Source organism: Streptococcus oralis subsp. oralis, assembly GCF_002096455.1.
GTDB lineage: Bacteria > Bacillota > Bacilli > Lactobacillales > Streptococcaceae > Streptococcus > Streptococcus oralis_CY.
The window spans coordinates 82,849-108,155 of record NZ_NCUL01000004.1; the positions used below are offsets into that span (position 1 = coordinate 82,849).

The 25,307-nt window shown below is 41.5% G+C and carries 21 protein-coding genes; 20 read left to right on the forward strand and 1 reads right to left on the reverse strand.

All coding sequences use genetic code 11. The features are described 5' to 3' along the window. Nucleotides 1–6: 6 nt before the first annotated feature. The 11 genes from B7720_RS01320 to B7720_RS01370 all read left to right on the forward strand — a co-directional run bounded on the left by B7720_RS01320 (nucleotide 7) and on the right by B7720_RS01370 (nucleotide 13,524). Entirely contained in the window at nucleotides 7–987 is a 981-nt protein-coding gene (locus tag B7720_RS01320) for an acetylxylan esterase (protein WP_084856152.1), read from the forward strand. A gap of 335 nt (nucleotides 988–1,322) precedes the next feature. After that, nucleotides 1,323–4,715 carry an SIALI-17 repeat-containing surface protein gene (locus tag B7720_RS01325; RefSeq protein WP_084856193.1) on the forward strand — a complete coding sequence of 1,131 codons (3,393 nt, stop codon included), beginning with the start codon at nucleotides 1,323–1,325 and terminating at the stop codon, nucleotides 4,713–4,715. Nucleotides 4,716–4,948: 233 nt separating this feature from the next. Then, a complete protein-coding gene (locus B7720_RS01330) occupies nucleotides 4,949–5,647 on the forward strand; it encodes an N-acetylmannosamine-6-phosphate 2-epimerase (RefSeq protein ID WP_001135644.1) in 699 nt (232 codons plus the stop codon). 113 nt (nucleotides 5,648–5,760) lie between these two features. Beyond that, complete coding sequence (locus B7720_RS01335; protein ID WP_084856154.1) at nucleotides 5,761–7,089, forward strand: extracellular solute-binding protein; 1,329 nt, start codon at nucleotides 5,761–5,763, stop codon at nucleotides 7,087–7,089. Nucleotides 7,090–7,307: 218 nt separating this feature from the next. Further along, on the forward strand, nucleotides 7,308–8,174 hold the full coding sequence (locus B7720_RS01340) for a carbohydrate ABC transporter permease (RefSeq protein ID WP_001209416.1): 867 nt from the start codon (nucleotides 7,308–7,310) through the stop codon (nucleotides 8,172–8,174). Between the two features lie 15 nt (nucleotides 8,175–8,189). Continuing rightward, nucleotides 8,190–9,029, forward strand: a complete 840-nt coding sequence (locus B7720_RS01345; protein WP_070696207.1) for a carbohydrate ABC transporter permease — start codon at nucleotides 8,190–8,192, stop codon at nucleotides 9,027–9,029. A gap of 273 nt (nucleotides 9,030–9,302) precedes the next feature. Next, a complete protein-coding gene (locus tag B7720_RS01350; RefSeq protein ID WP_000575428.1) occupies nucleotides 9,303–9,755 on the forward strand; it encodes a NanQ anomerase/TabA/YiaL family protein in 453 nt (150 codons plus the stop codon). A 20-nt stretch (nucleotides 9,756–9,775) separates the two neighbouring features. Beyond that, nucleotides 9,776–10,420, forward strand: a complete 645-nt coding sequence (locus tag B7720_RS01355; protein ID WP_084856157.1) for a YesL family protein — start codon at nucleotides 9,776–9,778, stop codon at nucleotides 10,418–10,420. A 170-nt stretch (nucleotides 10,421–10,590) separates the two neighbouring features. Next, entirely contained in the window at nucleotides 10,591–11,508 is a 918-nt protein-coding gene (locus B7720_RS01360) for a dihydrodipicolinate synthase family protein (protein WP_084856159.1), read from the forward strand. Between the two features lie 17 nt (nucleotides 11,509–11,525). Further along, nucleotides 11,526–12,410, forward strand: coding sequence for an ROK family protein (locus B7720_RS01365; RefSeq protein WP_070568363.1), 885 nt, complete (start codon nucleotides 11,526–11,528; stop codon nucleotides 12,408–12,410). 349 nt (nucleotides 12,411–12,759) lie between these two features. After that, the gene (locus B7720_RS01370; RefSeq protein WP_070568366.1) at nucleotides 12,760–13,524 is read left to right on the forward strand and encodes a class I SAM-dependent methyltransferase; all 765 of its coding nucleotides are present in this window, start codon (nucleotides 12,760–12,762) and stop codon (nucleotides 13,522–13,524) included. A 296-nt stretch (nucleotides 13,525–13,820) separates the two neighbouring features. On the opposite strand, the gene B7720_RS01375 is transcribed toward B7720_RS01370, so the two are convergent. After that, nucleotides 13,821–14,672, reverse strand: coding sequence for a MurR/RpiR family transcriptional regulator (locus tag B7720_RS01375; RefSeq protein WP_001039478.1), 852 nt, complete (start codon nucleotides 14,670–14,672; stop codon nucleotides 13,821–13,823). Between the two features lie 255 nt (nucleotides 14,673–14,927). Here B7720_RS01375 and pbp2b point away from each other — a divergent pair, with 255 nt between their 5' ends. From pbp2b to B7720_RS01420, 9 genes are all read left to right on the forward strand, one after another. Next, nucleotides 14,928–16,970, forward strand: a complete 2,043-nt coding sequence (gene pbp2b / locus B7720_RS01380; protein WP_084856162.1) for a penicillin-binding protein PBP2B — start codon at nucleotides 14,928–14,930, stop codon at nucleotides 16,968–16,970. A 10-nt stretch (nucleotides 16,971–16,980) separates the two neighbouring features. Further along, a complete protein-coding gene (gene recR / locus B7720_RS01385) occupies nucleotides 16,981–17,577 on the forward strand; it encodes a recombination mediator RecR (RefSeq protein WP_000966754.1) in 597 nt (198 codons plus the stop codon). Between the two features lie 173 nt (nucleotides 17,578–17,750). Further along, nucleotides 17,751–18,794, forward strand: a complete 1,044-nt coding sequence (locus tag B7720_RS01390) for a D-alanine--D-alanine ligase (RefSeq protein WP_084856164.1) — start codon at nucleotides 17,751–17,753, stop codon at nucleotides 18,792–18,794. An 84-nt stretch (nucleotides 18,795–18,878) separates the two neighbouring features. Next, entirely contained in the window at nucleotides 18,879–20,252 is a 1,374-nt protein-coding gene (locus tag B7720_RS01395; RefSeq protein ID WP_084856166.1) for a UDP-N-acetylmuramoyl-tripeptide--D-alanyl-D-alanine ligase, read from the forward strand. Then, nucleotides 20,239–20,850 (forward strand): NUDIX hydrolase N-terminal domain-containing protein, encoded by a 612-nt coding sequence (locus tag B7720_RS01400; protein WP_084856169.1) that lies wholly within the window; start codon nucleotides 20,239–20,241, stop codon nucleotides 20,848–20,850. The genes B7720_RS01395 and B7720_RS01400 overlap by 14 nt, the downstream gene beginning before the upstream one ends. Before the next feature lie 195 nt (nucleotides 20,851–21,045). After that, entirely contained in the window at nucleotides 21,046–21,750 is a 705-nt protein-coding gene (locus B7720_RS01405; RefSeq protein WP_049519094.1) for a YwaF family protein, read from the forward strand. Nucleotides 21,751–21,986: 236 nt separating this feature from the next. Next, entirely contained in the window at nucleotides 21,987–23,357 is a 1,371-nt protein-coding gene (ftsA, locus tag B7720_RS01410; protein WP_000196346.1) for a cell division protein FtsA, read from the forward strand. 16 nt (nucleotides 23,358–23,373) lie between these two features. After that, on the forward strand, nucleotides 23,374–24,630 hold the full coding sequence (gene ftsZ, locus B7720_RS01415; RefSeq protein ID WP_000144261.1) for a cell division protein FtsZ: 1,257 nt from the start codon (nucleotides 23,374–23,376) through the stop codon (nucleotides 24,628–24,630). 3 nt (nucleotides 24,631–24,633) lie between these two features. Beyond that, nucleotides 24,634–25,305, forward strand: coding sequence for a YggS family pyridoxal phosphate-dependent enzyme (locus tag B7720_RS01420; RefSeq protein ID WP_049505659.1), 672 nt, complete (start codon nucleotides 24,634–24,636; stop codon nucleotides 25,303–25,305). The last annotated feature ends 2 nt before the right edge of the window (nucleotides 25,306–25,307 follow it).

Genomic DNA, 25,307 nt, shown 5'->3' on the forward strand with positions numbered 1-25,307 from the left:
CATGCTATGAAAAATCCAGCTTTGTTAGAAGAAATCAAGACTTATAAAGGACGGGATGAAGTTCCAGAAGATTTTGATGCTTTCTGGGATGAGGAAGTCAAAAAAGTATCCACACTTCCAGCCTACCAGTTGGAGGAAAGAGATTTCCATATTCCCCAAGTCAAGTGCTATGAACTTACTTTTGAAGGAACCAATGAAGGCAAGGTCTATGCACGTGTCGTCCTTCCAAAGAGTGAGGAGAAAGTTCCCCTAATTTTCCATTTCCATGGTTATATGGGACGTGGCTGGGACTGGGCTGATATGCTGGCCTATACTGTGGCTGGTTACGGTGTTGTTTCCATGGATGTGCGGGGCCAGTCGGGCTATTCGCAAGACGGCTTGCGTTCTCCACTAGGAAATACGGTTAAGGGGCATATCATCCGTGGTGCTGTGGAAGGTCGTGAACATCTCTTTTATAAGGATGTCTATCTGGATATTTACCAGTTGATCGAAATTGTTGCTAGTCTGCCACAGGTGGATGAGAAGCTACTTTCTAGTTATGGTGCCTCACAAGGAGGGGCTTTAGCTTTGGTTGCAGCTGCTCTCAATCCTCGGATTCAGCGAACAGTTGCCATCTATCCCTTCTTGTCTGACTTTAGACGAGTGCTTGAGATTGGCAATACCAGTGAAGCCTATGATGAACTCTTCCGATATTTCAAGTTCCACGATCCCTTCCATGAAACAGAGGAGGAAATCATGGCGACTCTTGCCTATATCGATGTGAAAAATCTTGCCCATCGTATTCAAGGTGAGGTCAAGATGATTACGGGCTTGGACGACGATGTTTGCTATCCTATTACCCAGTTTGCGATTTACAACCGCCTAACTTGCGACAAGGCCTATCGCATCATGCCAGAGTATGCTCACGAAGCCATGAATGTTTTTGTCAATGACCAAGTCTATAACTGGCTCTGTGGCAGTGATATTCCTTTTAAGTACGTAAGATAATGAATGAGAGAGCCAAGGAGCTCTCTTTTTATGTCCAAAACCTGAAAGTACTTTTATAAAATTTAAAATATTAAAATATTCTTAAAAGTAAAATCTATTCTGTAGGAACACAGATGTAAATATAAGACTTTATTGTATAATAAAGGAAAAGTCACTTGTGAAAGGAGGAAAAAGGCTGCCGGGTGGTTAAAAACTCGGGCTCAGCAGAAAATGGGAGAGGATTGGGAGCTCTCATTGAGTTGGTTACTTTCTTGTAAAACTTGTCTCTTGAGAGACAATAAAAATTTTTAAAGAAAAAGAAAGCGCTTTATTTTATGAAAAATGAAAGGACAAACATGAATTACAAATCTTTAGATCGGAAACAGCGATACGGAATTCGAAAATTTGCAGTTGGGGCGGCATCTGTAGTGATTGGTACAGTAGTATTTGGAGCAAATCCAGTCTTAGCTCAAGAGCAAGCCAATGCAGCAGGAGCCAATACAGAAACTGTCGAACCTGGTCAAGGTTTATCAGAATTGCCAAAAGAAGCGTCCTCGGGAGATCTTGCTCATTTGGATAAGGATTTGGCTGGTAAATTGGCAGCAGCACAAGACAACGGCGTTGAGGTGGACCAAGATCATTTGAAAAAAAATGAGAGTGCAGAATCAGAAACTCCATCCTCTACGGAAACCCCTGCAGAAGAAGCAAATAAGGAAGAGGAATCAGAGGATCAGGGGGCTATTCCTCGTGACTATTACTCAAGAGATTTAAAAAATGCCAATCCTGTCCTTGAAAAAGAAGATGTTGAAACCAATGCAACAAATGGTCAGAGAGTTGATTTATCAAGTGAACTAAATAAACTAAAGCAACTAAAAAATGCTACAGTTCACATGGAGTTCAAACCAGATGCATCAGCTCCACGCTTTTACAATCTCTTCTCTGTATCCAGTGACACCAAGGAAAATGAGTATTTTACTATGTCGGTCCTTGATAATACAGCTCTTATTGAAGGTCGTGGCGCTAACGGGGAGCAGTTCTATGATAAGTATACAGATGCTCCTTTGAAAGTTCGCCCTGGACAATGGAATTCAGTGACCTTTACTGTCGAACAACCGACAACGGAGTTACCTCATGGTCGAGTTCGTCTCTATGTGAACGGTGTCTTATCTCGAACAAGTCTCAAATCTGGTAACTTCATTAAAGATATGCCAGATGTTAATCAAGCTCAGCTTGGAGCAACCAAACGGGGCAATAAAACAGTTTGGGCATCAAACCTACAAGTTCGAAACCTAACCGTTTACGATCGTGCTTTAAGCCCAGATGAAGTTCAAACACGGAGTCAATTATTTGAAAGAGGTGAATTGGAACAGAAACTTCCTGAGGGAGCAAAAGTCACTGAGAAAGAAGACGTCTTTGAAGGTGGTAGGAACAATCAACCAAATAAAGATGGTATCAAGAGTTATCGTATCCCAGCTCTTCTCAAGACAGATAAAGGAACGCTGATTGCAGGAACGGATGAAAGACGTTTGCACCATTCTGACTGGGGAGATATTGGGATGGTTGTTCGTCGCAGCTCAGATAATGGAAAAACATGGGGAGACCGAATCGTAATCTCAAATCCTCGTGACAATGAGCATGCTAAACATGCAGATTGGCCATCTCCAGTCAATATTGATATGGCCTTGGTGCAAGACCCTGAAACAAAGAGAATTTTTGCAATTTACGACATGTTCCTTGAAAGTAAGGCAGTATTTTCATTGCCAGGGCAAGCTCCGAAAGCTTATGAACAAGTGGGAGATAAAGTTTATCAAGTTTTATATAAGCAAGGAGAATCAGGTCGCTATACGATTCGAGAAAACGGAGAGGTTTTCGACCCTCAAAACAGAAAGACAGATTATCGCGTCGTCGTTGACCCTAAAAAACCAGCCTACAGCGATAAGGGAGATTTGTATAAAGGGAATGAGCTAATCGGGAATATTTATTTTGAGTATAGCGAGAAGAATATTTTTAGAGTTTCCAATACCAACTACCTATGGATGTCCTACAGTGATGACGATGGGAAGACTTGGTCTGCACCAAAAGATATTACACATGGGATTCGGAAAGATTGGATGCACTTCCTAGGAACTGGACCTGGTACGGGGATTGCCTTGCGTACTGGGCCTCATAAGGGAAGACTGGTGATTCCAATTTATACAACAAACAACGTTTCCTACCTAAGTGGTTCTCAATCATCTCGTGTAATTTATTCAGATGATCATGGTGAAACATGGCAAGCAGGGGAAGCAGTTAATGATAACCGTCCAGTAGGCAACCAAACCATTCATTCTTCGACCATGAATAATCCAGGCGCCCAAAATACGGAGTCAACTGTTGTTCAGTTGAATAATGGAGATCTCAAGCTCTTTATGCGTGGGTTGACTGGTGATCTTCAGGTTGCGACCAGTCATGATGGGGGAGCAACGTGGGATAAGGAAATCAAACGTTATCCTCAAGTAAAAGACGTTTATGTTCAAATGTCCGCTATTCACACCATGCATGAAGGCAAGGAATACATTCTACTCAGCAATGCTGGTGGTCCTGGGCGCAACAATGGTTTGGTTCACCTGGCTCGTGTTGAGGAGAATGGTGAGTTGACATGGCTGAAACACAATCCTATACAAAGTGGTAAGTTTGCCTACAACTCGCTCCAAGAACTCGGAAATGGCGAATATGGTTTGCTTTATGAGCATGCGGATGGTAATCAAAACGATTATACTTTATCCTATAAGAAATTTAACTGGGATTTCTTGACTAAGGAAAGAATTTCTCCTAAAGAAGCAAAAGTAAAATATGCTATCCAAAAATGGCCAGGTATTATTGCCATGGAGTTCGATTCGGAAGTATTGGTAAACAAGGCTCCGACCCTTCAATTGGCAAATGGCAAGACAGCAACCTTTATGACCCAGTACGATACAAAAACTCTCCTATTCACAATAGATCCAGAGGATATGGGTCAAAGAATTACAGGTCTAGCTGAGGGTGCAATTGAAAGCATGCACAATTTACCAGTTTCTTTAGCTGGCTCTAAACTAAGCGATGGTATTAATGGCAGTGAAGCTGCTATCCATGAGGTTCCAGAGTTCACAGGTGGTGTAAATGCAGAAGAAGCGGCTGTGTCAGAGGTACCAGAGTACACTGGACCATTGGCAACAGCAGGTGAAGAACCCGCTCCAACAGTAGAAAACCCTGAATTCGCAGGTGGTGTTAATGCAGAAGAAGCAGCTGTGTCAGAGGTACCAGAGTACACAGGTCCATTGGCAACAGCAGGTGAAGAACCCGCTCCAACAGTAGATAAGCCTGAATTTACAGGTGGGGTCAACGCTGTTGAAGCGGCAGTCCACGAACTGCCAGAGTTCAAGGGTGGAGTCAATGCTGTTCTAGCAGCCTCAAACGAGCTTCCGGAATATAGAGGAGGTGCTAACTTTGTCTTGGCAGCTTCAAATGACCTGCCAGAGTATAAGGGTGGTGTCAATGGTGCTGAGGCAGCAGTCCTTGAAGTGCCAGAGTACAAGGGAGACACCAATCTAGTATTAGTAGCTGCAGACAACAAACTGTCTCTAGTCCAAGATGTGACCTATCAAGCGCCAGCCGCTAAACAAGATGAACTTCCAAATACGGGAAGCAAGGAAACAAGCTCACTGCTTTCCCTTGGCTTTGCGGGCGTCCTCTTATCACTCTTTGCATTTGGAAAAAAGAGAAAAGAATAATAAGTAAAAGCTTTTTGAGTAGGTCTCGGAAGAGGTAGCAGGTTTTCAAGCCTGCTATCTTTCTTTATTAAATTTAGGTTGATTCGAAATCATAAGAGGTCTGAAACTACTTTCAGGATAGTCTGTTCTATAAAATAGTTTTGAAACTGAAATCTATTCTACTACAAGCTATTGAAAGCGCTTAACAAATGATATATAATAAGCCCATAAGAACAAGAAAGGGAGGAAAGAGGATGCCACAGATCAGCAAAGAAGCCTTGATTGAACAAATCAAAGATGGAATCATTGTCTCTTGCCAGGCACTTCCTCACGAACCGCTTTATACAGAAGCGGGAGGAGTCATTCCCTTGCTAGTCAAAGCGGCTGAGCAAGGTGGAGCAGTCGGTATCCGAGCAAACAGTGTTCGCGATATCAAGGAGATTAAGGAGGTTACGAAACTCCCGATTATCGGGATTATCAAACGTGACTATCCGCCACAGGAGCCTTTCATTACAGCTACGATGAAAGAAGTAGATGAACTGGCTGAACTAGACATCGAGGTCATTGCTCTGGATTGTACCAAACGTGAACGTTACGATGGTTTGGAAATTCAGGACTTTATCCGACAAGTCAAAGAAAAATATCCGCATCAACTCTTGATGGCTGATACCAGTACCTTTGAAGAGGGAATAGCAGCGGTTGAAGCAGGAATTGATTTTGTTGGAACAACCCTATCAGGTTATACCTCTTATAGTCCTAAGGTAGATGGTCCAGACTTTGAACTGATCAAAAAACTCTGCGATGCCGGTGTGGATGTCATCGCTGAAGGGAAGATTCATACACCAGAACAAGCTAAGCAAATCCTTGAGTATGGGGTGCGAGGTATCGTTGTTGGTGGAGCTATTACTAGACCAAAAGAGATTACGGAACGCTTTGTTGCCGGTCTCAAATAACACAATCTCAAAACAGAGGAGAGTGGTTGATGCGTCGGACAAAATGAAAACGTATACAAATATAAAGAACTCATTATCCAATATGGATACGCTTATCAATTAGGAGAATACAAATGAAATTTAGAAAACTAGCTTGTACAGTACTTGCGGGTGCTGCGATTCTTGGCCTTGCGGCTTGTGGTAACTCTGGTGGAAGCAAAGATGCTGGAAGCTCTAGTAGCGATAGCGGAAAAACAGAAATCACATGGTGGGCATTCCCAGTCTTCACACAAGAAAAAACGGGTGACGGTGTTGGAACTTATGAAAAATCAATCATCGAAGCTTTTGAAAAAGCAAATCCAGATGTAAAAGTGAAATTGGAAACCATCGACTTTAAGTCAGGTCCAGAAAAGATCACAACAGCTATCGAAGCAGGAACAGCGCCAGACGTACTCTTTGACGCACCAGGACGTATCATCCAATACGGTAAAAATGGTAAATTGGCTGAGTTGAACGACCTCTTCACAGACGAATTCGTTAAAGATGTGAACAACGAAAACATCGTACAAGCAAGTAAGGCTGGAGACAAAGCATACATGTATCCAATCAGTTCAGCTCCATTCTACATGGCCATGAACAAGAAGATGTTGGAGGATGCTGGAGTTGCAAACCTTGTAAAAGAAGGTTGGACAACTGATGACTTTGAAAAAGTTTTGAAAGCGCTTAAAGATAAAGGATATACACCAGGTTCATTGTTCAGTTCTGGTCAAGGGGGAGACCAAGGAACACGTGCCTTCATCGCAAACCTTTATGGCGGTTCTGTAACAGACAAAGACGTAACCAAATATACAACAGACGATCCTAAATTCGTCAAAGGTCTTGAAAAAGCTGCTAGCTGGATCAAGGATGGTCTATTGAACAACGGTTCACAATTTGACGGTGGAGCAGACATCCAAAACTTTGCGAACGGTCAAACATCATACACAATCCTTTGGGCACCAGCTCAAAACGGTATCCAAGCGAAACTCTTGGAAGCAAGTAAGGTAGATGTGGTAGAAGTACCATTCCCATCAGACTCAGGTAAACCATCTCTTGAATACCTTGTAAACGGATTTGCAGTATTTAACAACAAAGACGATAAGAAAATCGCAGCTGCTAAGAAATTCGTTCAATTCATCGCTGATGACAAAGAATGGGGTCCTAAAGACGTTGTTCGTACAGGTGCCTTCCCAGTTCGTACTTCATTTGGCAAACTTTATGAAGACAAACGTATGGAAACAATCAGTGGCTGGACTAAATACTACTCACCATACTACAACACTATCGATGGATTTGCTGAAATGAGAACACTTTGGTTCCCAATGTTGCAATCTGTATCAAATGGTGACGAAAAACCAGCGGATGCTTTGAAAACCTTCACTGAAAAAGCTAACGAAACAATCAAAAAAGCTACAAAACAATAAGCACTAAGTCAGATTGATTCCCCCTTTTCCCTGTGCACTAAAGTGTAAGAAAAGGGGGACTTTTGTTTGAAATGGTAGGAACTGTCACGAAATTAAAATGAAGTTCTTACATAAGCGAATCTTAAAAAATTTCATTTTGATTTTAAAACAGTTTAAGAAAATCAAAAAATATTCTATTTGAAAGAGAGGTGCCGACTGTGAAAGTCAATAAAATTCGCATGCGGGAAACAGTGATTTCCTATGCTTTCCTAGCACCAGTATTATTCTTCTTTGTGATCTTTGTCTTGGCTCCTATGATTATGGGATTCATTACAAGTTTCTTTAACTACTCCATGACGAAATTTGAGTTTGTAGGCTTGGACAACTACATTCGTATGTTTAAAGATCCTGTCTTTACCAAGTCTTTGATCAATACCGTTATCTTGGTTATCGGATCTGTTCCGATTGTAGTTCTCTTCTCGCTCTTTGTAGCATCTCAAACCTATCATCAAAATGCCATTGCCCGTTCTTTCTATCGTTTCGTCTTCTTCCTACCAGTTGTAACAGGTAGTGTTGCCGTTACGGTTGTATGGAAATGGATCTATGACCCCCTATCAGGGATTCTAAACTTTGTCCTTAAGTCAAGTCATATCATCAGCCAAAACATTTCTTGGTTGGGTGATAAAAACTGGGCTTTGCTAGCGATTATGATCATCCTTTTGACAACATCTGTTGGTCAACCGATTATCCTTTATATCGCTGCTATGGGAAATATTGATAACTCACTAGTTGAAGCAGCGCGTGTTGATGGTGCGACTGAGTTCCAAGTGTTCTGGAAAATCAAATGGCCTAGCCTTCTTCCAACAACTCTTTACATCGCAATTATTACGACTATCAACTCATTCCAATGTTTCGCCTTGATTCAGCTCTTGACATCTGGTGGTCCAAACTACTCAACAAGTACCTTGATGTACTACCTTTACGAAAAAGCCTTCCAATTGACAGAATACGGCTATGCAAACACTATCGGTGTCTTCTTGGCAATTATGATTGCGATCGTAAGTTTTGTTCAATTTAAAGTACTTGGAAACGACGTAGAATACTAAAGAAAGGAGACAGCTATGCAATCTACACAAAAGAAACCCTTAACAGCTTTCACTGTTATTTCAACGATTATCTTGCTCTTGTTGACCGTGCTGTTCATCTTTCCATTCTACTGGATCTTGACAGGGGCCTTCAAATCACAGCCTGATACCATTATGATTCCGCCACAGTGGTTCCCTAAAATGCCAACCATGGAGAACTTCCAACAACTCATGGTGCAAAATCCTGCTATGCAGTGGATGTGGAACTCTGTATTTATCTCACTGGTAACCATGTTCCTAGTGTGTGCAACCTCTTCTCTAGCAGGTTATGTCTTGGCTAAAAAACGTTTCTATGGTCAGCGCATTCTCTTTGCAGTCTTTATCGCTGCCATGGCTCTTCCAAAACAAGTTGTCCTTGTACCATTGGTGCGTATCGTCAACTTCATGGGAATTCACGATACTCTTTGGGCAGTTATCTTGCCTTTGATCGGATGGCCATTCGGGGTCTTCCTCATGAAACAGTTCAGTGAAAATATTCCAACAGAATTGCTTGAATCAGCTAAAATCGACGGTTGTGGTGAAATTCGTACTTTCTGGAGCGTAGCCTTCCCTATTGTGAAGCCAGGATTTGCAGCCCTTGCAATCTTTACCTTCATCAATACTTGGAACGACTACTTTATGCAGTTGGTTATGTTGACTTCACGTCAAAACTTGACCATCTCACTCGGGGTTGCGACCATGCAGGCCGAAATGGCAACCAACTATGGTTTGATCATGGCTGGTGCAGCTCTTGCAGCCGTGCCAATCGTAACCGTCTTCCTTGTCTTCCAAAAATCCTTCACTCAGGGTATCACTATGGGAGCTGTTAAAGGATAATACTCTGCGAAAATCGAATTCAGACAATGTCAGCATCACCTTGCCATACTTAAGTATTGCCTGCGGTTAGCTTCCTAGTTTGTTCTTCGATTTTCATTGAGTATAGGAAAAACTGTCTATCAAAATTCAGAAGAATATGTTATAGACTAAGAGAAATATAGTTTTATAAGTGTCTACAAAATGGAAAGTACACAGTTACTTCGTGAAGTTTTGTCAGACACTTATAAACTTAATTTACGATTTTAGTTAACTATCAGAAACGAAGGAAACAGTATGATTTTTGACGATTTGAAAAACATCGCCTTTTACAAGGGAATCCATCCCAATCTAGACAAGGCTATCGACTATCTCTATCAGCACCGTAAGGATTCTTTCGAACTCGGTAAGTATGAGATTGACGGGGACAAGGTCTTTCTAGTTGTGCAGGAAAATGTCCTCAATCAAGCTGAAAATGATCAGTTTGAGCACCATAAACACTATGCAGATTTGCATTTACTGGTAGAAGGGCATGAATATTCGAGCTACGGTTCACGTATCAAAGACGAGGCGGTAGCATTTGATGAAGCGAGTGACATTGGTTTTGTCCATTGTCATGAACGCTACCCACTATTGTTGGGCTATCACAATTTTGCGATTTTCTTTCCTGGAGAACCGCACCAGCCAAATGGCTATGCAGGTATGGAAGAAAAAGTTCGTAAATATCTCTTTAAAATTTTGATTGATTAAAAGAATCAGGAGGAGCAAACATGGCACAAAAAGGAGTAAGCCTTATCAAGGCAGCATTTGATACAGATAATTTTCTCATGCGTTTTAGTGAGAAGGTCTTGGATATCGTCACAGTCAATCTTCTTTTTGTTGTCTCTTGTTTGCCTATCGTGACGATTGGAGTGGCAAAAATCAGCCTCTACCAAACTATGTTTGAGATTAAGAGAAGCAGGCGAGTGCCTGTTTTCAGAACCTATCTGAGAGCTTTCAAGCAAAATCTGAAACTGGGGCTTCAGTTGGGTCTGTTAGAGTTGGGCATTGTGTCATTAAGCCTTCTAGACCTCTATCTCTTCTGGGGACAGACTGCTTTGCCTTTCCAGATTGTGAAAGCCATTTGTTTGGGGATTCTCATCTTCCTCACTCTGGTGATGTTGGCTAGTTATCCCATCGCTGCGCGCTATGATTTATCTTGGAAAGAAGTGCTGCAAAAAGGGCTTATCTTGGCAAGTTTTAACTTTCCATGGTTCTTCCTCATGTTAGCCATTCTCTTTCTTATTGTGATGATTCTTTATCTATCCGCCTTCACTCTCCTTTTGGGTGGGGCAGCTTTTATCCTCTTTGGTTTTGGTTTGCTGGTCTTTCTCCAAGCAGGATTGATGGAGAGAATTTTCACCAAATACCAGTAGGATGGCTTGTTTCTGAAACTACTTTCAATCGTTAAAGTTTCTAAAATACAAGTAGAAACTAAAATCTAAGTGTATACAAGATATTGAAAGCGATTTTCACAAGGTGTATACTAAACTTGTAAAAAATAGAACTGCTCTCAGCAGAAAAAAGAAATCTTAGGAGAAAATCTATGTCAGATTTGAAAAAATACGAAGGTGTCATTCCAGCCTTCTACGCATGTTATGATGATCAAGGAGAAGTAAGTCCAGAGCGTACGCGTGCCTTGGTTCAATACTTCATTGATAAAGGTGTTCAAGGTCTCTATGTCAATGGTTCTTCTGGTGAATGTATCTACCAAAGTGTAGAAGACCGCAAGTTGATTTTGGAAGAAGTCATGGCAGTTGCTAAGGACAAATTGACAATCATTGCTCACGTAGCTTGCAACAATACTAAAGACAGTATGGAACTTGCTCGCCATGCGGAAAGCTTGGGAGTAGATGCTATCGCAACAATCCCACCGATTTACTTCCGCTTGCCTGAGTACTCAGTTGCCAAATACTGGAACGACATTAGTGCCGCAGCACCAAACACAGACTACGTTATCTACAACATTCCTCAATTAGCAGGTGTTGCTTTGACTCCAAGTCTTTACACTGAAATGTTGAAGAATCCACGTGTTATCGGTGTTAAGAACTCTTCTATGCCAGTTCAAGATATCCAAACCTTTGTCAGCCTTGGTGGAGAAGACCACATCGTCTTTAATGGTCCAGATGAACAGTTCCTAGGTGGACGACTCATGGGTGCCAAAGCTGGTATCGGTGGTACTTATGGTGCTATGCCAGAACTCTTCTTGAAACTCAATGAGTTGATTGCTGAGAAAGACTTGGAAACAGCGCGTGAATTGCAATACGCTATCAATGCAATCATTGGCAAACTCACTTCTGCACATGGAAATATGTACGGTGTGATTAAGGAAGTCTTGAAGATCAATGAAGGCTTGAACATTGGTTCAGTTCGTTCGCCATTGACGCCAGTAACCGAAGAAGATCGCCCAGTTGTAGAAGCAGCAGCACAATTGATTCGTGAAACCAAGGAGCGCTTCCTCTAATCCATAAGGAGGTATTTATGACACACTACGTTGCAATTGATATCGGTGGAACCAATATCAAATATGGCTTGATTGACCAAGAAGGCCAACTTGTTGAATCGCATGAAATGCCAACCGAGGCGCATAAGGGTGGACCTCATATCTTACAAAAGACAAAAGATATCGTAGCCAGCTATTTAGAAAAAGGCCCAGTAGCAGGTGTTGCCATTTCTTCTGCAGGAATGGTGGATCCTGATAAGGGGGAAATTTTCTACGCTGGTCCTCAGATTCCCAACTATGCAGGAACCCAGTTCAAGAAGGAAATCGAGACGAGTTTTAATATTCCTTGCGAGATTGAGAATGACGTCAATTGTGCAGGTCTGGCTGAGGCAGTATCTGGTTCAGGCACGGGAGCGAGTGTCACTCTTTGCTTGACCATTGGAACCGGTATCGGTGGTTGCTTGATTATGGGTGGGAAGGTCTTCCATGGATTTAGTAATTCAGCCTGCGAAGTTGGTTATATGCACATGCAGGATGGAGCTTTTCAGGATCTTGCTTCTACGACAGCCCTGGTAGAATATGTAGCAGCAGCTCATGGTGACTCAGTTGATCAGTGGAATGGCCGACGCATTTTCAAGGAAGCTACTGAAGGAAACAAGATCTGTATGGCTGGTATTGACCGCATGGTAGACTATTTAGGAAAAGGTCTGGCAAATATTTGCTACGTTGCCAATCCAGAAGTGGTCATTCTCGGTGGCGGGATCATGGGGCAAGAGGCTATCCTCAAACCGAAGATCCGCACAGCCTTGAAGGCGGCCTTGGTGCCAAGCCTAGCTGAAAAAACACGATTAGAATTTGCCCATCACCAAAACACAGCAGGGATGTTGGGAGCCTATTATCATTTCAAAACAAAACAATCCTAGTTTGGAGCTATAGAATTAAGAAAAACACTGAATCACTACTCGAGTGAAAACTGTTTTGCTTAATTCTTTTTTTATTGAAAAATTTAAGCCAAAGGAGGTAATCGTGAGAAACTAGGAGAAAATAACCACCTTGAATGAAAGGTTAGGCCGAGATAAAGAACTACAAGGCGAGAGCAATTCTATCATCCATTGAATTGATATTTAGCTTGAGTAAATGGGAAAATGTGGAAAAATGATATAATGAGATGGATGAAAAATTGACAAATTAGAATTTCTAGAGGTGAGAAAATGTAATGGCAACTGATTCACCTGAAATCGAAATCATATAAAATTACGAGGAGATTGTAAGATGAACAATTATATAAAATTAAATGAAGATAGATGGAATAATGTAAAAAATGACTATACTGAGCCATTGACACAGGAAGAATTAGAAGAAGTTAGAAAGCATCCAATTTCTGTTGCCTTAACTGTTGGGAAAAAAGTTCCGATAGAATGGTTTGAAAAAGCAAACGGGAAAAAGATATTAGGGTTAGCTTGTGGTGGTGGACAGCAGGGTCCCGTTTTTGCTGCAAAAGGTTATGATGTCACCATTATGGATTTTTCTAAATCACAATTAGAAAGAGATGAGTTGGTTGCTAAAAGAGAAGGCTTAAAAATCAATACGGTTCAAAGCGATATGACAAAACCATTTCCATTTGAAAATGAAACTTTTGATATTATTTTTAATCCAGTTTCAAATGTATATATAGAAGATTTAGAAAACATGTATAAAGAAGCCTCTCGCGTATTGAAAAAGGGTGGACTCTTAATGGTCGGATTTATGAATCCTTGGATCTACATGTATGATGCTGACATTGTATGGGACAAACCCGATGAGGAATTGCTTTTAAAGTTTTCACTCCCTTTTAATTCAAGAGAGCTTGAAGAGGAAGGCAAAATCACCATCAATCCAGAATATGGATATGAATTTAGCCATACCTTAGAAAGTCAGATTAGAGGACAACTAAAAAACGGTCTCGCTATGATCGATTTTTATGAATCATGTGATAAAAGGCATCGATTGTCACCTTATGGAAATGATTATATCGCTACACTTTGCATTAAACTATAATCTTATATAACGTACTTCTGAAGAATAGCTCGTTTTATTTTCCTGAAGGGTTAAAATCTAAATCTCACTTTGTCGAAGCAAAACGATTAAATAAAATTAAAGAGAGGAAGTAAAAGCAGCACATAGTCGCTACTTCTTTTTTTGATGTCAAACATTCAAAAATGGAAAGGAGAATTTAAGGAAGAACTGAAAAGCCCAGATAAAAAAGGCATTAGCACAAAGAGAAAGATTGGAAAGACTACCTATGTGCCTACTATCATTTCAAGACAAAACAATCCTAGTTTGGCTCAACCAAACTAGGATTTTCTAACGCGTTTTTGTCTACGATAGCCATTGAGTTTTTTATTTTCCCAATAGCTGTTAAAGATTTTTTCTTTGCTATCGCGATTGATTTCTAAAAAGTAGGCATAAATCAAATCTATTAAAATGAGCATAGGGAGTTGAGCGGAAATACGCTGGATGTAAGAAGATTGACTGTGGCTTGCGACAAGGACCGTTTCGGTATAGGCATGACTGTTTTTGTTTGGAGCGCTGGTAAATAAAATGGTCTTGGCACCCATTTCCTTGGCATCCAACAAACTATCGAGGACGGATTGGGTAGTTCCTGATAGGGAAAAGCCAAGTACCAGACAGTTTTCATCCATGATACTGGTCGTCCAAGCAAAGCCATCCCGATCGGTCAAAGCTTCACAGACAACACCTAGACGCATAAAGCGCAGTTTCATCTCACGGGCAATCAGACCAGAACTTCCCGTCCCAAAAAAGTAAACTCGTTCAGCGTCATCGATTAATTGGGCGACGCGTTCCAGTTGTTCTTCGTCAATCAAATCCTGAGTTTGTTCTCGCATGATACTGTAGCTTCGCAAAACACGTTTGGTCAAAGGACTGTGTTTGTGCGAATGAGTGTCCGGTTTACTAGCCTGATGCTGGTATTGAAAGACGAACTCTCGGTAGCCTGTAAAACCACACTTTTTGGCAAAGCGGGTCAAGGCTGCTTGGGAGATATGTAATTTCTGGGTAACTTGCTGAGAAGAGAGATCATCTTGGATCGTTTCAGCTTGTAAAAAATAGCGAGCGATTTCTTGCTCGAGCTCGGTTAATTCTTCAAAATGGAGATCGATTATGGTTGCGATATCTGGCTTGTTCATGAGGCTCCTTTTTATGAGTCAAAGTCTTAAAAGTTAACGCTTTCCTAACTATTACTATCATTATATCATAGAAAATAGGATAACCAAATAAAAAGGCATTTTCAGTTAAAAGTCAAAAAATGCTTCGACTTTTCCAAGAGTTTCTCCGTAAAATATGGTACAATGAAATGTACTGAGCTTTACCTGTTTGCTCTATTATTTTAGGGGAAATAAGGGTAAAAATCAGAAATTTTTCTAGAAAAGAGTCTTAGCTGTATGAGAAAATTTAATAGCCATTCGATTCCGATTCGGCTTAATTTATTATTTGCGATTGTCATCCTGCTCTTTATGGCCATTATTGGTCGTTTGTTATACATGCAGGTGCTCAATAAAGATTTCTATGAAACAAAATTGGCCTCAGCCAGCCAAACAAGGGTAACAACCAGTTCAGCTCGTGGACAGATCTATGATGCGGCAGGGAAACCCTTGGTAGAAAATACTGTCAAGCAAGTTGTTTCTTTCACACGAAACAATAAAATGACAGCAACTGAATTGAAGGAGACAGCCAAGAAACTCCTCACGTATGTAAATGTAACCTCTCCTGATCTGACAGATCGACAGATTGCAGACTACTACTTGGCGGACCAGGATATTTACAAAAAAACAGTCGAATCCTTGCCAAGCGACAAACGCCTGGATTCAGATGGGAACCGCTTATCGGAAGCGACACTTTACAATAATGCGGTTGAAAGCATTGACGTGAGTCAACTTAATTATACAGATGACCAGAAAAAGGAAATCTATCTCTTTAGTCAGCTCAATGCCGTTGAAAATTTTGCGACGGGTACCATTTCTACGGATGCCTTAGATGATACCCAAGTTGCTCTCGTTGCGTCAGCGTCCAAGGAATTACCAGGTATCAGCATTTCAACCTCATGGGATCGTAAAGTACTGGATACATCTTTATCGACAATCGTCGGTAGCGTTTCAAATGAAAAGTCAGGACTTCCAGCAGAGGAAGTTGATGCCTATCTCAAAAAAGGGTATTCTCTCAATGACCGAGTGGGAACTTCCTATCTTGAAAAGCAATATGAAGATGTTCTTCAAGGCAAACGCTCCGTCAAAGAAATCCACCTCGACAAACACGGAAATATGGAAAGTGTGGAAAATGTCGAAGAAGGAAGCAAAGGAAACAATATCAAGTTAACGGTTGACCTAGCTTTCCAGAATGGTGTGGACGACCTACTCAAGAGCTACTTCAACTCAGAGTTGGGCAATGGTGGAGCCAAATACTCTGAAGGAGTCTACGCTGTAGCTCTTAATCCTAAAACCGGAGCAGTTTTGGCCATGTCAGGTGTCAAGCATGATGTCGAATCCGGAAAATTAAGTTCAGATTCGCTTGGAACGGTAACCAATGTCTTTGTCCCAGGTTCGGTTGTTAAGGCAGCAACTATCAGCTCTGGTTGGGAGAATGGAGTTTTGTCAGGAAATCAAACCTTGACAGACCAACCGATTGTCTTCCAAGGTTCAGCTCCGATTAATTCTTGGTACACTCAGGCCTACGGTTCATTTCCGATTACAGCTGTAGAAGCTTTGGAGTATTCATCTAATGCCTACATGGTTCAAACGGCTTTGGGTATCATGGGTCAAACTTATCAACCTAATATGTTTGTTGGAACTAGTAATTTGGAATCAGCTATGGGGAAATTGCGTGCGACATTTGCGGAATATGGTCTAGGTGCTTCAACGGGCATCGACCTTCCAGATGAGTCAACTGGTTTTATACCAAAAGAGTATAATTTTGCTAATTACATTACCAATGCATTTGGCCAGTTTGATAACTATACTCCAATGCAATTGGCCCAGTATGTTGGAACCATTGCCAACAATGGCGTACGTTTGGCTCCTCACATCGTTGAAGGGGTTTATGGAAACAATGACCAAGGTGGCTTAGGTAGTCTGGTTCAAGAAACAGCCACTAAGGAACTAAACAAGGTCAATATTTCAGAATCAGATATGGCTATCTTGCAGCAAGGTTTCTATCAAGTTTCGCATGGAACGAGCGCTCTGACAACTGGTCGTGCCTTTTCAAATGGCGCAGCCGTTTCCATCAGCGGGAAAACGGGTACTGCCGAAAGTTACGTTAATGGCGGTCAAAAAGCCAATAATACCAACGCAGTCGCCTATGCACCGACCGAAAATCCTCAAATCGCGGTCGCAGTCGTCTTTCCTCATAATACCAACCTTACAAACGGTGTCGGACCTTCGATTGCGCGTGATATCATCAATCTTTATAACCAACACCATCCAATGAATTAGAAAGGAACTTATGCTGTATCCAACGCCTATTGCCAAGCTGATTGATAGCTATTCAAAGTTACCAGGTATCGGAATCAAAACGGCTACCCGCCTAGCCTTCTATACCATTGGAATGTCTGATGACGATGTCAATGAATTTGCCAAAAACCTTCTATCTGCCAAGCGGGAATTGACCTATTGTTCCATCTGTGGTCGCTTGACGGATGATGATCCCTGCTCTATCTGCACAGATCCGACTCGAGACCAGACAACGATCTTGGTGCTAGAGGATAGTCGTGATGTGGCTGCTATGGAAAATATCCAAGAATACCACGGACTCTATCATGTCTTACATGGTCTTATTTCTCCAATGAATGGTATCAGTCCAGATGATATCAATCTCAAGAGCCTCATGACTCGTCTTATGGACAGTGAAGTTTCAGAGGTTATTGTGGCAACCAATGCGACGGCAGATGGAGAAGCGACATCTATGTATCTCTCTCGTCTCCTCAAGCCAGCTGGCATCAAGGTCACTCGCCTAGCACGAGGACTAGCCGTGGGAGCAGATATCGAGTATGCGGACGAAGTCACACTCTTACGAGCCATTGAAAATCGGACAGAGTTGTAGAAGTAGACAAATTTACGAACTAAATTTATTCATAAGAAAATTAAGGAGACCGACTTTGATGTTATAGGTCTCTTTTATGTTTCTTAAATTCTAGTACCATGTTCAAGTTTCAAAAAAGAAGCAAATATGATATACTAAAGAACGAGTATTCTATTAGAATTAGGACAAGCAATATGAAACAAACAATTATTCTTTTATACGGTGGGCGTAGTGCAGAGCGTGAAGTCTCTGTCCTTTCAGCTGAAAGTGTTATGCGTGCGGTCAACTACGACCGTTTCACAGTCAAGACTTTCTTCATCAGCCAGTCAGGTGACTTTATTAAAACACAGGAATTTAGCCAGACCCCAGGTCAAGAAGACCGTCTCATGACCAATGAAACTATTGATTGGGATAAGAAAATAGTGCCAAGTTCCATCTACGAAGAAGGCGCAGTGGTCTTTCCGGTTCTTCATGGTCCGATGGGAGAAGATGGCTCTGTTCAAGGATTCTTGGAAGTTTTGAAAATGCCTTACGTTGGTTGTAACATCTTGTCATCCAGCCTTGCCATGGATAAAATTACGACTAAGCGTGTCTTGGAGTCTGCCGGGATTGCCCAAGTACCTTATGTGGCCATCGTCGAAGGTGATGATGTGACTGCTAAAATCGCTGAAGTTGAAGAAAAATTGACTTATCCAGTCTTCACGAAGCCGTCGAACATGGGTTCAAGTGTCGGTATTTCTAAGTCTGAAAACCATGAGGAACTCCGCCAAGCTTTGGAGCTTGCCTTTCAATATGACAGCCGTGTCTTGGTAGAGCAAGGGGTAAATGCGCGTGAAATCGAGGTTGGTCTCTTGGGCAACTACGATGTGAAGAGCACTTTGCCAGGAGAAGTGGTCAAGGATGTTGCCTTTTATGACTACGATGCCAAATACATCGATAACAAGATTACAATGGATATCCCAGCTAGAATTAGTGATGATGTGGTAGCTGTCATGCGCCATAATGCAGAAACAGCCTTCCGTGCAATCGGTGGCCTTGGTCTATCTCGTTGTGATTTCTTCTATACAGATAGGGGCGAAATTTTCCTAAACGAGCTTAATACCATGCCAGGTTTTACCCAGTGGTCTATGTATCCACTACTTTGGGACAATATGGGAATCAGCTACCCAGAACTAATCGAGCATTTGGTTGACCTTGCTAAGCAAAGTTTTGACAAGCGCGAAGCACATTTGCTATAAAAATGAAAGAGAGGGTAGAAGCCAGAACGATCACTGCATGGTGACTAGAGTTCTTGGACTTCAACCCTTTTTAAAGGAGTAGAAATGAAATTAACGATCCATGAAGTTGCCCAAGCTGTTGGAGCTAAAAATGATGTTAGTCTTTTTGCGGACGTTCAGTTAGAAAAGGCTGAGTTTGACAGTCGTTTGATTGGGACGGGAGATTTGTTTGTGCCGCTCAAAGGTGTGCGTGATGGTCATGACTTTATCGAAACGGCTTTTGAAAATGGTGCTGCAGTAACCTTGTCTGAGAAAGAGGTTGCAAATCATCCCTACATTCTAGTAGATGACGTTTTGACTGCTTTTCAAACTCTCGCAGCTTACTATCTTGAAAAAACGGCTGTTGATGTCTTTGCGGTTACGGGTTCAAATGGCAAGACGACGACCAAGGATATGTTGGCGCATTTACTGTCAACAACCTACAAGACCTACAAAACCCAAGGCAATTACAATAACGAGATTGGCCTTCCCTATACGGTTCTCCATATGCCTGAGGAAACAGAAAAGTTGGTCTTGGAGATGGGGCAGGATCACTTGGGAGATATCCATCTCTTGTCTGAATTGGCTCATCCTAAGACAGCCATTGTGACCTTGGTTGGAGAGGCTCATTTGGCCTTTTTCAAAGACCGTTCGGAGATTGCTAAAGGGAAGATGCAAATTGCTGATGGTATGGCACCAGGTTCTTTGCTTTTGGCACCAGCCGACTCCATTGTAGAGGACTACTTGCCTACAGATAAAAAAGTGGTCCGTTTTGGGCAAGGAGCTGAGTTAGAAATCACAGACTTGGTTGAGCGCAAGGATAGTCTGACCTTTAAGGCTAATTTTTTGGGACAAGCCCTCGATTTGCCAGTGACAGGTAAGTACAATGCCACCAATGCTATGATTGCTGCTTATGTGGCTCTACAAGAAGGAGTTTCAGAAGAGCAAATTCGTCAGGCCTTTCAGAACCTAGAATTGACCCGCAATCGTACTGAGTGGAAGAAAGCAGCCAATGGAGCAGATATTCTGTCTGACGTATACAATGCCAATCCAACTGCTATGAAGTTGATTTTGGAGACATTCTCTGCCATTCCAGCCAACGAAGGAGGCAAGAAAATCGCAGTCTTGGCAGACATGAAGGAACTCGGCGACCAGTCAGTCCAACTCCATAACCAGATGATTTTAAGCCTATCGCCAGATGTGCTGGATACCGTTATTTTCTATGGAGAAGACATTGCCGAATTAAGCCAACTTGCTAGTCAAATGTTCCCAATCGGTCACGTTTTCTACTTCAAGAAAACAGCTGACGAGGACCAATTTGAAAACCTAGTCAAGCAGGTTAAGGAAAGCCTTGGAGCCAATGACCAAATTTTGCTCAAAGGATCGAACTCCATGAATCTAGCCAAGTTGGTAGAAAGTTTAGAAAATGAATGCAAGTGATTTTGCCAAGTATCTGCAAAGAATGCTAGCCATTACGGATACTGGATTAACCTTTACAAAAGATCCTTTCGACCGTGAGCGCTACGAGGACTTGCAAAGTCTGTTATCTGAAATGTTGAGTCAGGTATCAGACCTCGATGCAGAAGAAGTGGCAGAAGTCTTGAAACCAACGTCCGCTTATGCAACTCCTCTGATGGACGTCCGTGCTTGGATTGTTGAGGATGAAAAAGTCTGTTTAGTTAGAGGAAAAGGGGAGGATAGTTGGGCTTTGCCAGGTGGTTTTGGTGAAGTTGGCTATTCTCCAACCGAAAATATTCTTAAAGAAATTGAAGAAGAAACCGGTTTTACAGCAAAAACTGAAAGGTTACTTGCCGTTTTTGATACCAATCGTTTCCAACTACAGAGCAAACAATATGCAAAGTTTGTCTTTGAATGTAAGCTTCTTGATGGACAATTTCAAGAAAATCAAGAAATTGCTGAGCTTCAATTTTTTGCCATTGACCAATTGCCAGTCTTATCTGAAAAACGCATCACCAAGGACCAAATGGAGATTCTCTGGCAAGTTTATAAAGGACAAAGAGACCAATATGTCGATTAGTTTATACTAGAGAAGTCAACAAATCAAAAAAGGGTATCTGCAAGGTGCATTTCTGCAATACAAATGATATAATAGGTTGCGAATTTAAGACGCAAATATTCTATGCATGGCATAGAATCAAGTTTTTTCAAAAAATTAAAAAGGCCGAGTAGTGAATTTTTTACTGCCTCTGGCTAGATGAACGAGGAATAGAATATGAATTTGTGGGATAAATTATTTACCACACAGATATCAGAACCGCCCCAGTTTGAACTCCACTGGTACATTGGTTTGTTATGTTTACTGGCTCTTACTTTCTATGCTTCTTATCGTTTTCGCGATAAAGTGGCTTACCAGCGTTTTATTCAGATCCTTCAGTCTGTTCAACTGATTGTTCTGTATAGCTGGTATTGGGGCAATCTCATGCCTCTGTCAGAAAGTTTGCCCTTCTATCATTGCCGTATCGCCATGTTTGTGATGCTCTTGATTCCAGGGACATCCAAGTACAAACAGTACTTTGCTCTTTTAGGAACTTTTGGAGCAACAGCAGCACTGGCTTACCCACTCTTTGATCCCTACCCATTTCCACACGTAACCATTTTGTCCTTCATTATCGGACATGTTGCCCTTTTAGGAAATGCGCTCCTATACTTGTTTAGAAACTATGAGGCTTCCCTTCTTGATTTGAAGAATGTGGCGGTGATTACCTTTGCCTTAAATGGCTTGATATGGGTTGTCAACTTAGTTGTAGGTGGGGATTATGGCTTTTTAAACAAACCACCACTTGTTGGAAGTTTCGGCCAGCCCTTAAATTATCTCATTGTTTCGACTGTTATAGTGATAGCAATTCGCTTAACAGGGAAATTAGTAGAAAATTTTTTACAACAAAAATCGGAAGAATTTATTCAAGAGAAGATCTAAAATGATCTTCTCTTTTTTGGATTTTTAAGAAACAAAAAAGAAATTGTGAACGTTAACTTCAAATAATCTCTTAGAAGAAGAATTTTTCTAGAATTTTCTCAAAAAACATGCAGGAATTTTATCAAAAACTAAGCACGATTGGATTTTTTGTGTTATAATATTCTTTGAATAGCTATGCCCAAACATAGTTATTAAATAGAAGTGAGAAACTTGGAAGACAGAGAGGATGCGATGTAATGACTAGAGATGGTTTTTTTACAGGCTTAGATATCGGAACTAGCTCGATTAAAGTGCTAGTAGCTGAGCATAGAGATGGCGAAGTAAATGTAATTGGTGTTAGCAATGCCAAAAGTAAAGGTGTAAAAGACGGAATTATTGTTGATATTGAAGCAGCTGCTTCAGCGATCAAATCCGCAATCACACAGGCAGAAGAGAAAGCTGGTATTTCTATTAAGTCTGTTAACGTTGGCCTTCCAGCAAACCTCTTGCAGGTTGAACCAACACAAGGAATGATTCCTGTAACTTCAGATACCAAAGAAATCACAGATCAAGATGTTGAAAATGTTGTCAAATCAGCTTTGACAAAGAGCATGACTCCTGACCGTGAAGTGATTACCTTTATTCCAGAAGAATTCATCGTGGATGGATTCCAAGGCATCCGTGACCCTCGTGGTATGATGGGTGTCCGCTTGGAAATGCGTGGTCTGCTTTACACAGGTCCTCGTACGATTCTACACAATCTTCGCAAGACGGTTGAGCGTGTAGGTATTCATGTTGATAACGTGATTATTTCACCTTTGGCAATCGTGAACTCCGTTCTCAATGAAGGTGAACGTGAATTTGGTGCGACTGTCATTGACATGGGTGGAGGTCAGACTACTGTAGCGACTATTCGCAACCAAGAATTGCAGTTCACTAACATCTACCAAGAAGGTGGAGATTACGTTACTAAAGACATTTCTAAAGTCTTGAAAACATCTCAAAAAATTGCAGAAAGTTTGAAACTGAACTATGGTGAAGCTTACGTTCCACTTGCAAGTAACGAAACTTTCCAAGTTGAAGTAATTGGTGAAGTAGAACCTGTTGAAGTAACCGAAAGCTACTTGGCAGAAATTATCTCAGCACGCATCAAACATATCTTTGACCAAATCAAACAAGAGTTGGAAAGAAGACACTTGTTAGATTTGCCAGGAGGTATCGTCCTTATCGGTGGAAATGCAATTTTGCCAGGAATTGTTGAATTAGCCCAAGAAGTATTTGGTGTTCGCGTAAAACTTTATGTACCAAATCAAGTTGGAATTCGCAACCCTGCATTTGCGCACGTGATTAGCTTGTCTGAGTTTGCTGGTAAATTGACTGAAGTCAATCTTCTTGCTCAAAAAGCAGTTAAAGGAGATGAATTCCTTCGTCAAAAACCAATCAACTTTGGCATTCCAAATCAACGTTTGAATCCTGTAGCGCAACCAAGTCCAGCACAAACAGCTCCAGCTGAAACCGTGCAGGAAGCTCCAGTTGCTCCCAAGGAAGAATTCCAAGCAAGTTCTCAAAGTAAACCGAAGCTAACAGAACGTTTCCGTGGTTTGATCGGAAGCATGTTTGATGAATAAAAGAGGATAAGAAATTATGACATTTTCATTTGATACAGCAGCAGCTCAAGGCGCAGTTATTAAGGTAATTGGTGTCGGTGGTGGTGGTGGTAACGCCATTAACCGCATGGTTGACGAAGGTGTTGCTGGTGTAGAATTTATCGCAGCCAACACTGATGTACAAGCCCTTAGCAGTACGAAAGCAGAAACAGTTATCCAACTTGGTCCAAAATTGACTCGTGGTTTGGGTGCTGGAGGTCGTCCGGAAGTTGGACGTAAAGCTGCAGAAGAAAGTGAAGAAGCTTTGACGGAAGCTATCACTGGAGCAGACATGGTCTTTATCACTGCAGGTATGGGTGGTGGATCTGGTACAGGTGCAGCCCCTGTTATTGCACGTATCGCTAAAGATCTTGGTGCTCTTACAGTTGGTGTTGTGACACGTCCTTTCGGATTTGAAGGAAGCAAACGTGGCCAGTACGCTGTAGAAGGAATCAACGAACTTCGCGAGCACGTTGATACTTTGTTGATTATCTCTAATAACAACTTGCTTGAAATTGTTGATAAGAAAACGCCACTTCTTGAAGCTCTTAGCGAAGCAGATAACGTTCTTCGCCAAGGTGTTCAAGGGATCACTGACTTGATCACGAACCCAGGATTGATTAACCTTGACTTTGCTGATGTGAAAACTGTAATGGCAAATAAAGGAAATGCCCTTATGGGTATCGGTATCGGTAGTGGTGAAGAACGCGTTGTTGAAGCCGCTCGTAAAGCTATTTACTCTCCACTTCTTGAAACAACTATTGATGGTGCAGAGGATGTCATCGTCAACGTTACTGGTGGTCTTGACTTGACTTTGATTGAAGCAGAAGAAGCTTCAGAAATTGTCAACCAAGCAGCTGGTCAAGGTGTAAACATCTGGCTTGGAACATCAATTGACGAAAGCATGAAGGATGAAATCCGTGTTACTGTTGTAGCGACAGGTGTTCGTCAAGAGCGCGTGGAAAAAGTAGTTGGAGCTCGTAACAACCAACCAGTTGGACGTCCATCAACTAAAGCGCCACAAGCACACACATTTGACCGTCAATTCGACTTGGAAGAGACAGCAGAATTGCCTAAATCAAGCCCACGTCGTTTTGAAACAAACCAAGCCTCTGCTTTTGGAGACTGGGACTTGCGTCGTGAGTCAATTGTTCGCCAAACAGATCCAGTTGTTTCACCAGTAGAACGCTTCGAAACACCAGTTTCACAAGATGAAGATGAATTGGATACACCTCCATTCTTCAAAAATCGTTAATCAATGAATTTGAAAAAAAATACTGAATTAGTTTTTCAGCAAATAGCTGATGCTAGTCAAGAAGCCAACCGTGCTCTAGATGCTGTTTCAGTAATCGCAGTGACAAAGTATGTAGATGTACAAACAGCGGAAGCCTTGCTTCCGCTTGGTGTCCGTCATATAGGTGAAAATCGAGTCGATAAATTTTTAGAAAAATATCAGGCCTTGAAAGATTACCCAGTTACTTGGCATTTAATAGGAACACTACAGAGACGGAAAGTGAAAGAAGTAATCCCATTTGTGGATTACTTTCATGCTTTAGACTCCTTAAAGTTAGCCCAGGAAATTCAAAAGAGAACAGATCATGTTATCAAGTGTTTCTTGCAGGTCAATATTTCTGGAGAAGAAAGCAAGCATGGGTTTTCAAAAGAAGAATTGCTAGAACTTTTGCCAGAATTGGCTAAGTTAGATCAGATTGAGTATGTTGGTTTAATGACCATGGCTCCTTTTGAGGCAGACAGTGATGAATTGAAAGAAATTTTCAAGGATACGCAGGCTCTGCAAGCAGAAATTAGAGAAAAACAAATCCCTAATATGCCGATGACAGAGCTAAGCATGGGAATGAGTCGTGATTTTAAAGAAGCGATTCAGTTCGGCTCAACCTTTGTTCGAATCGGTACAGCATTTTTTAAATAGGA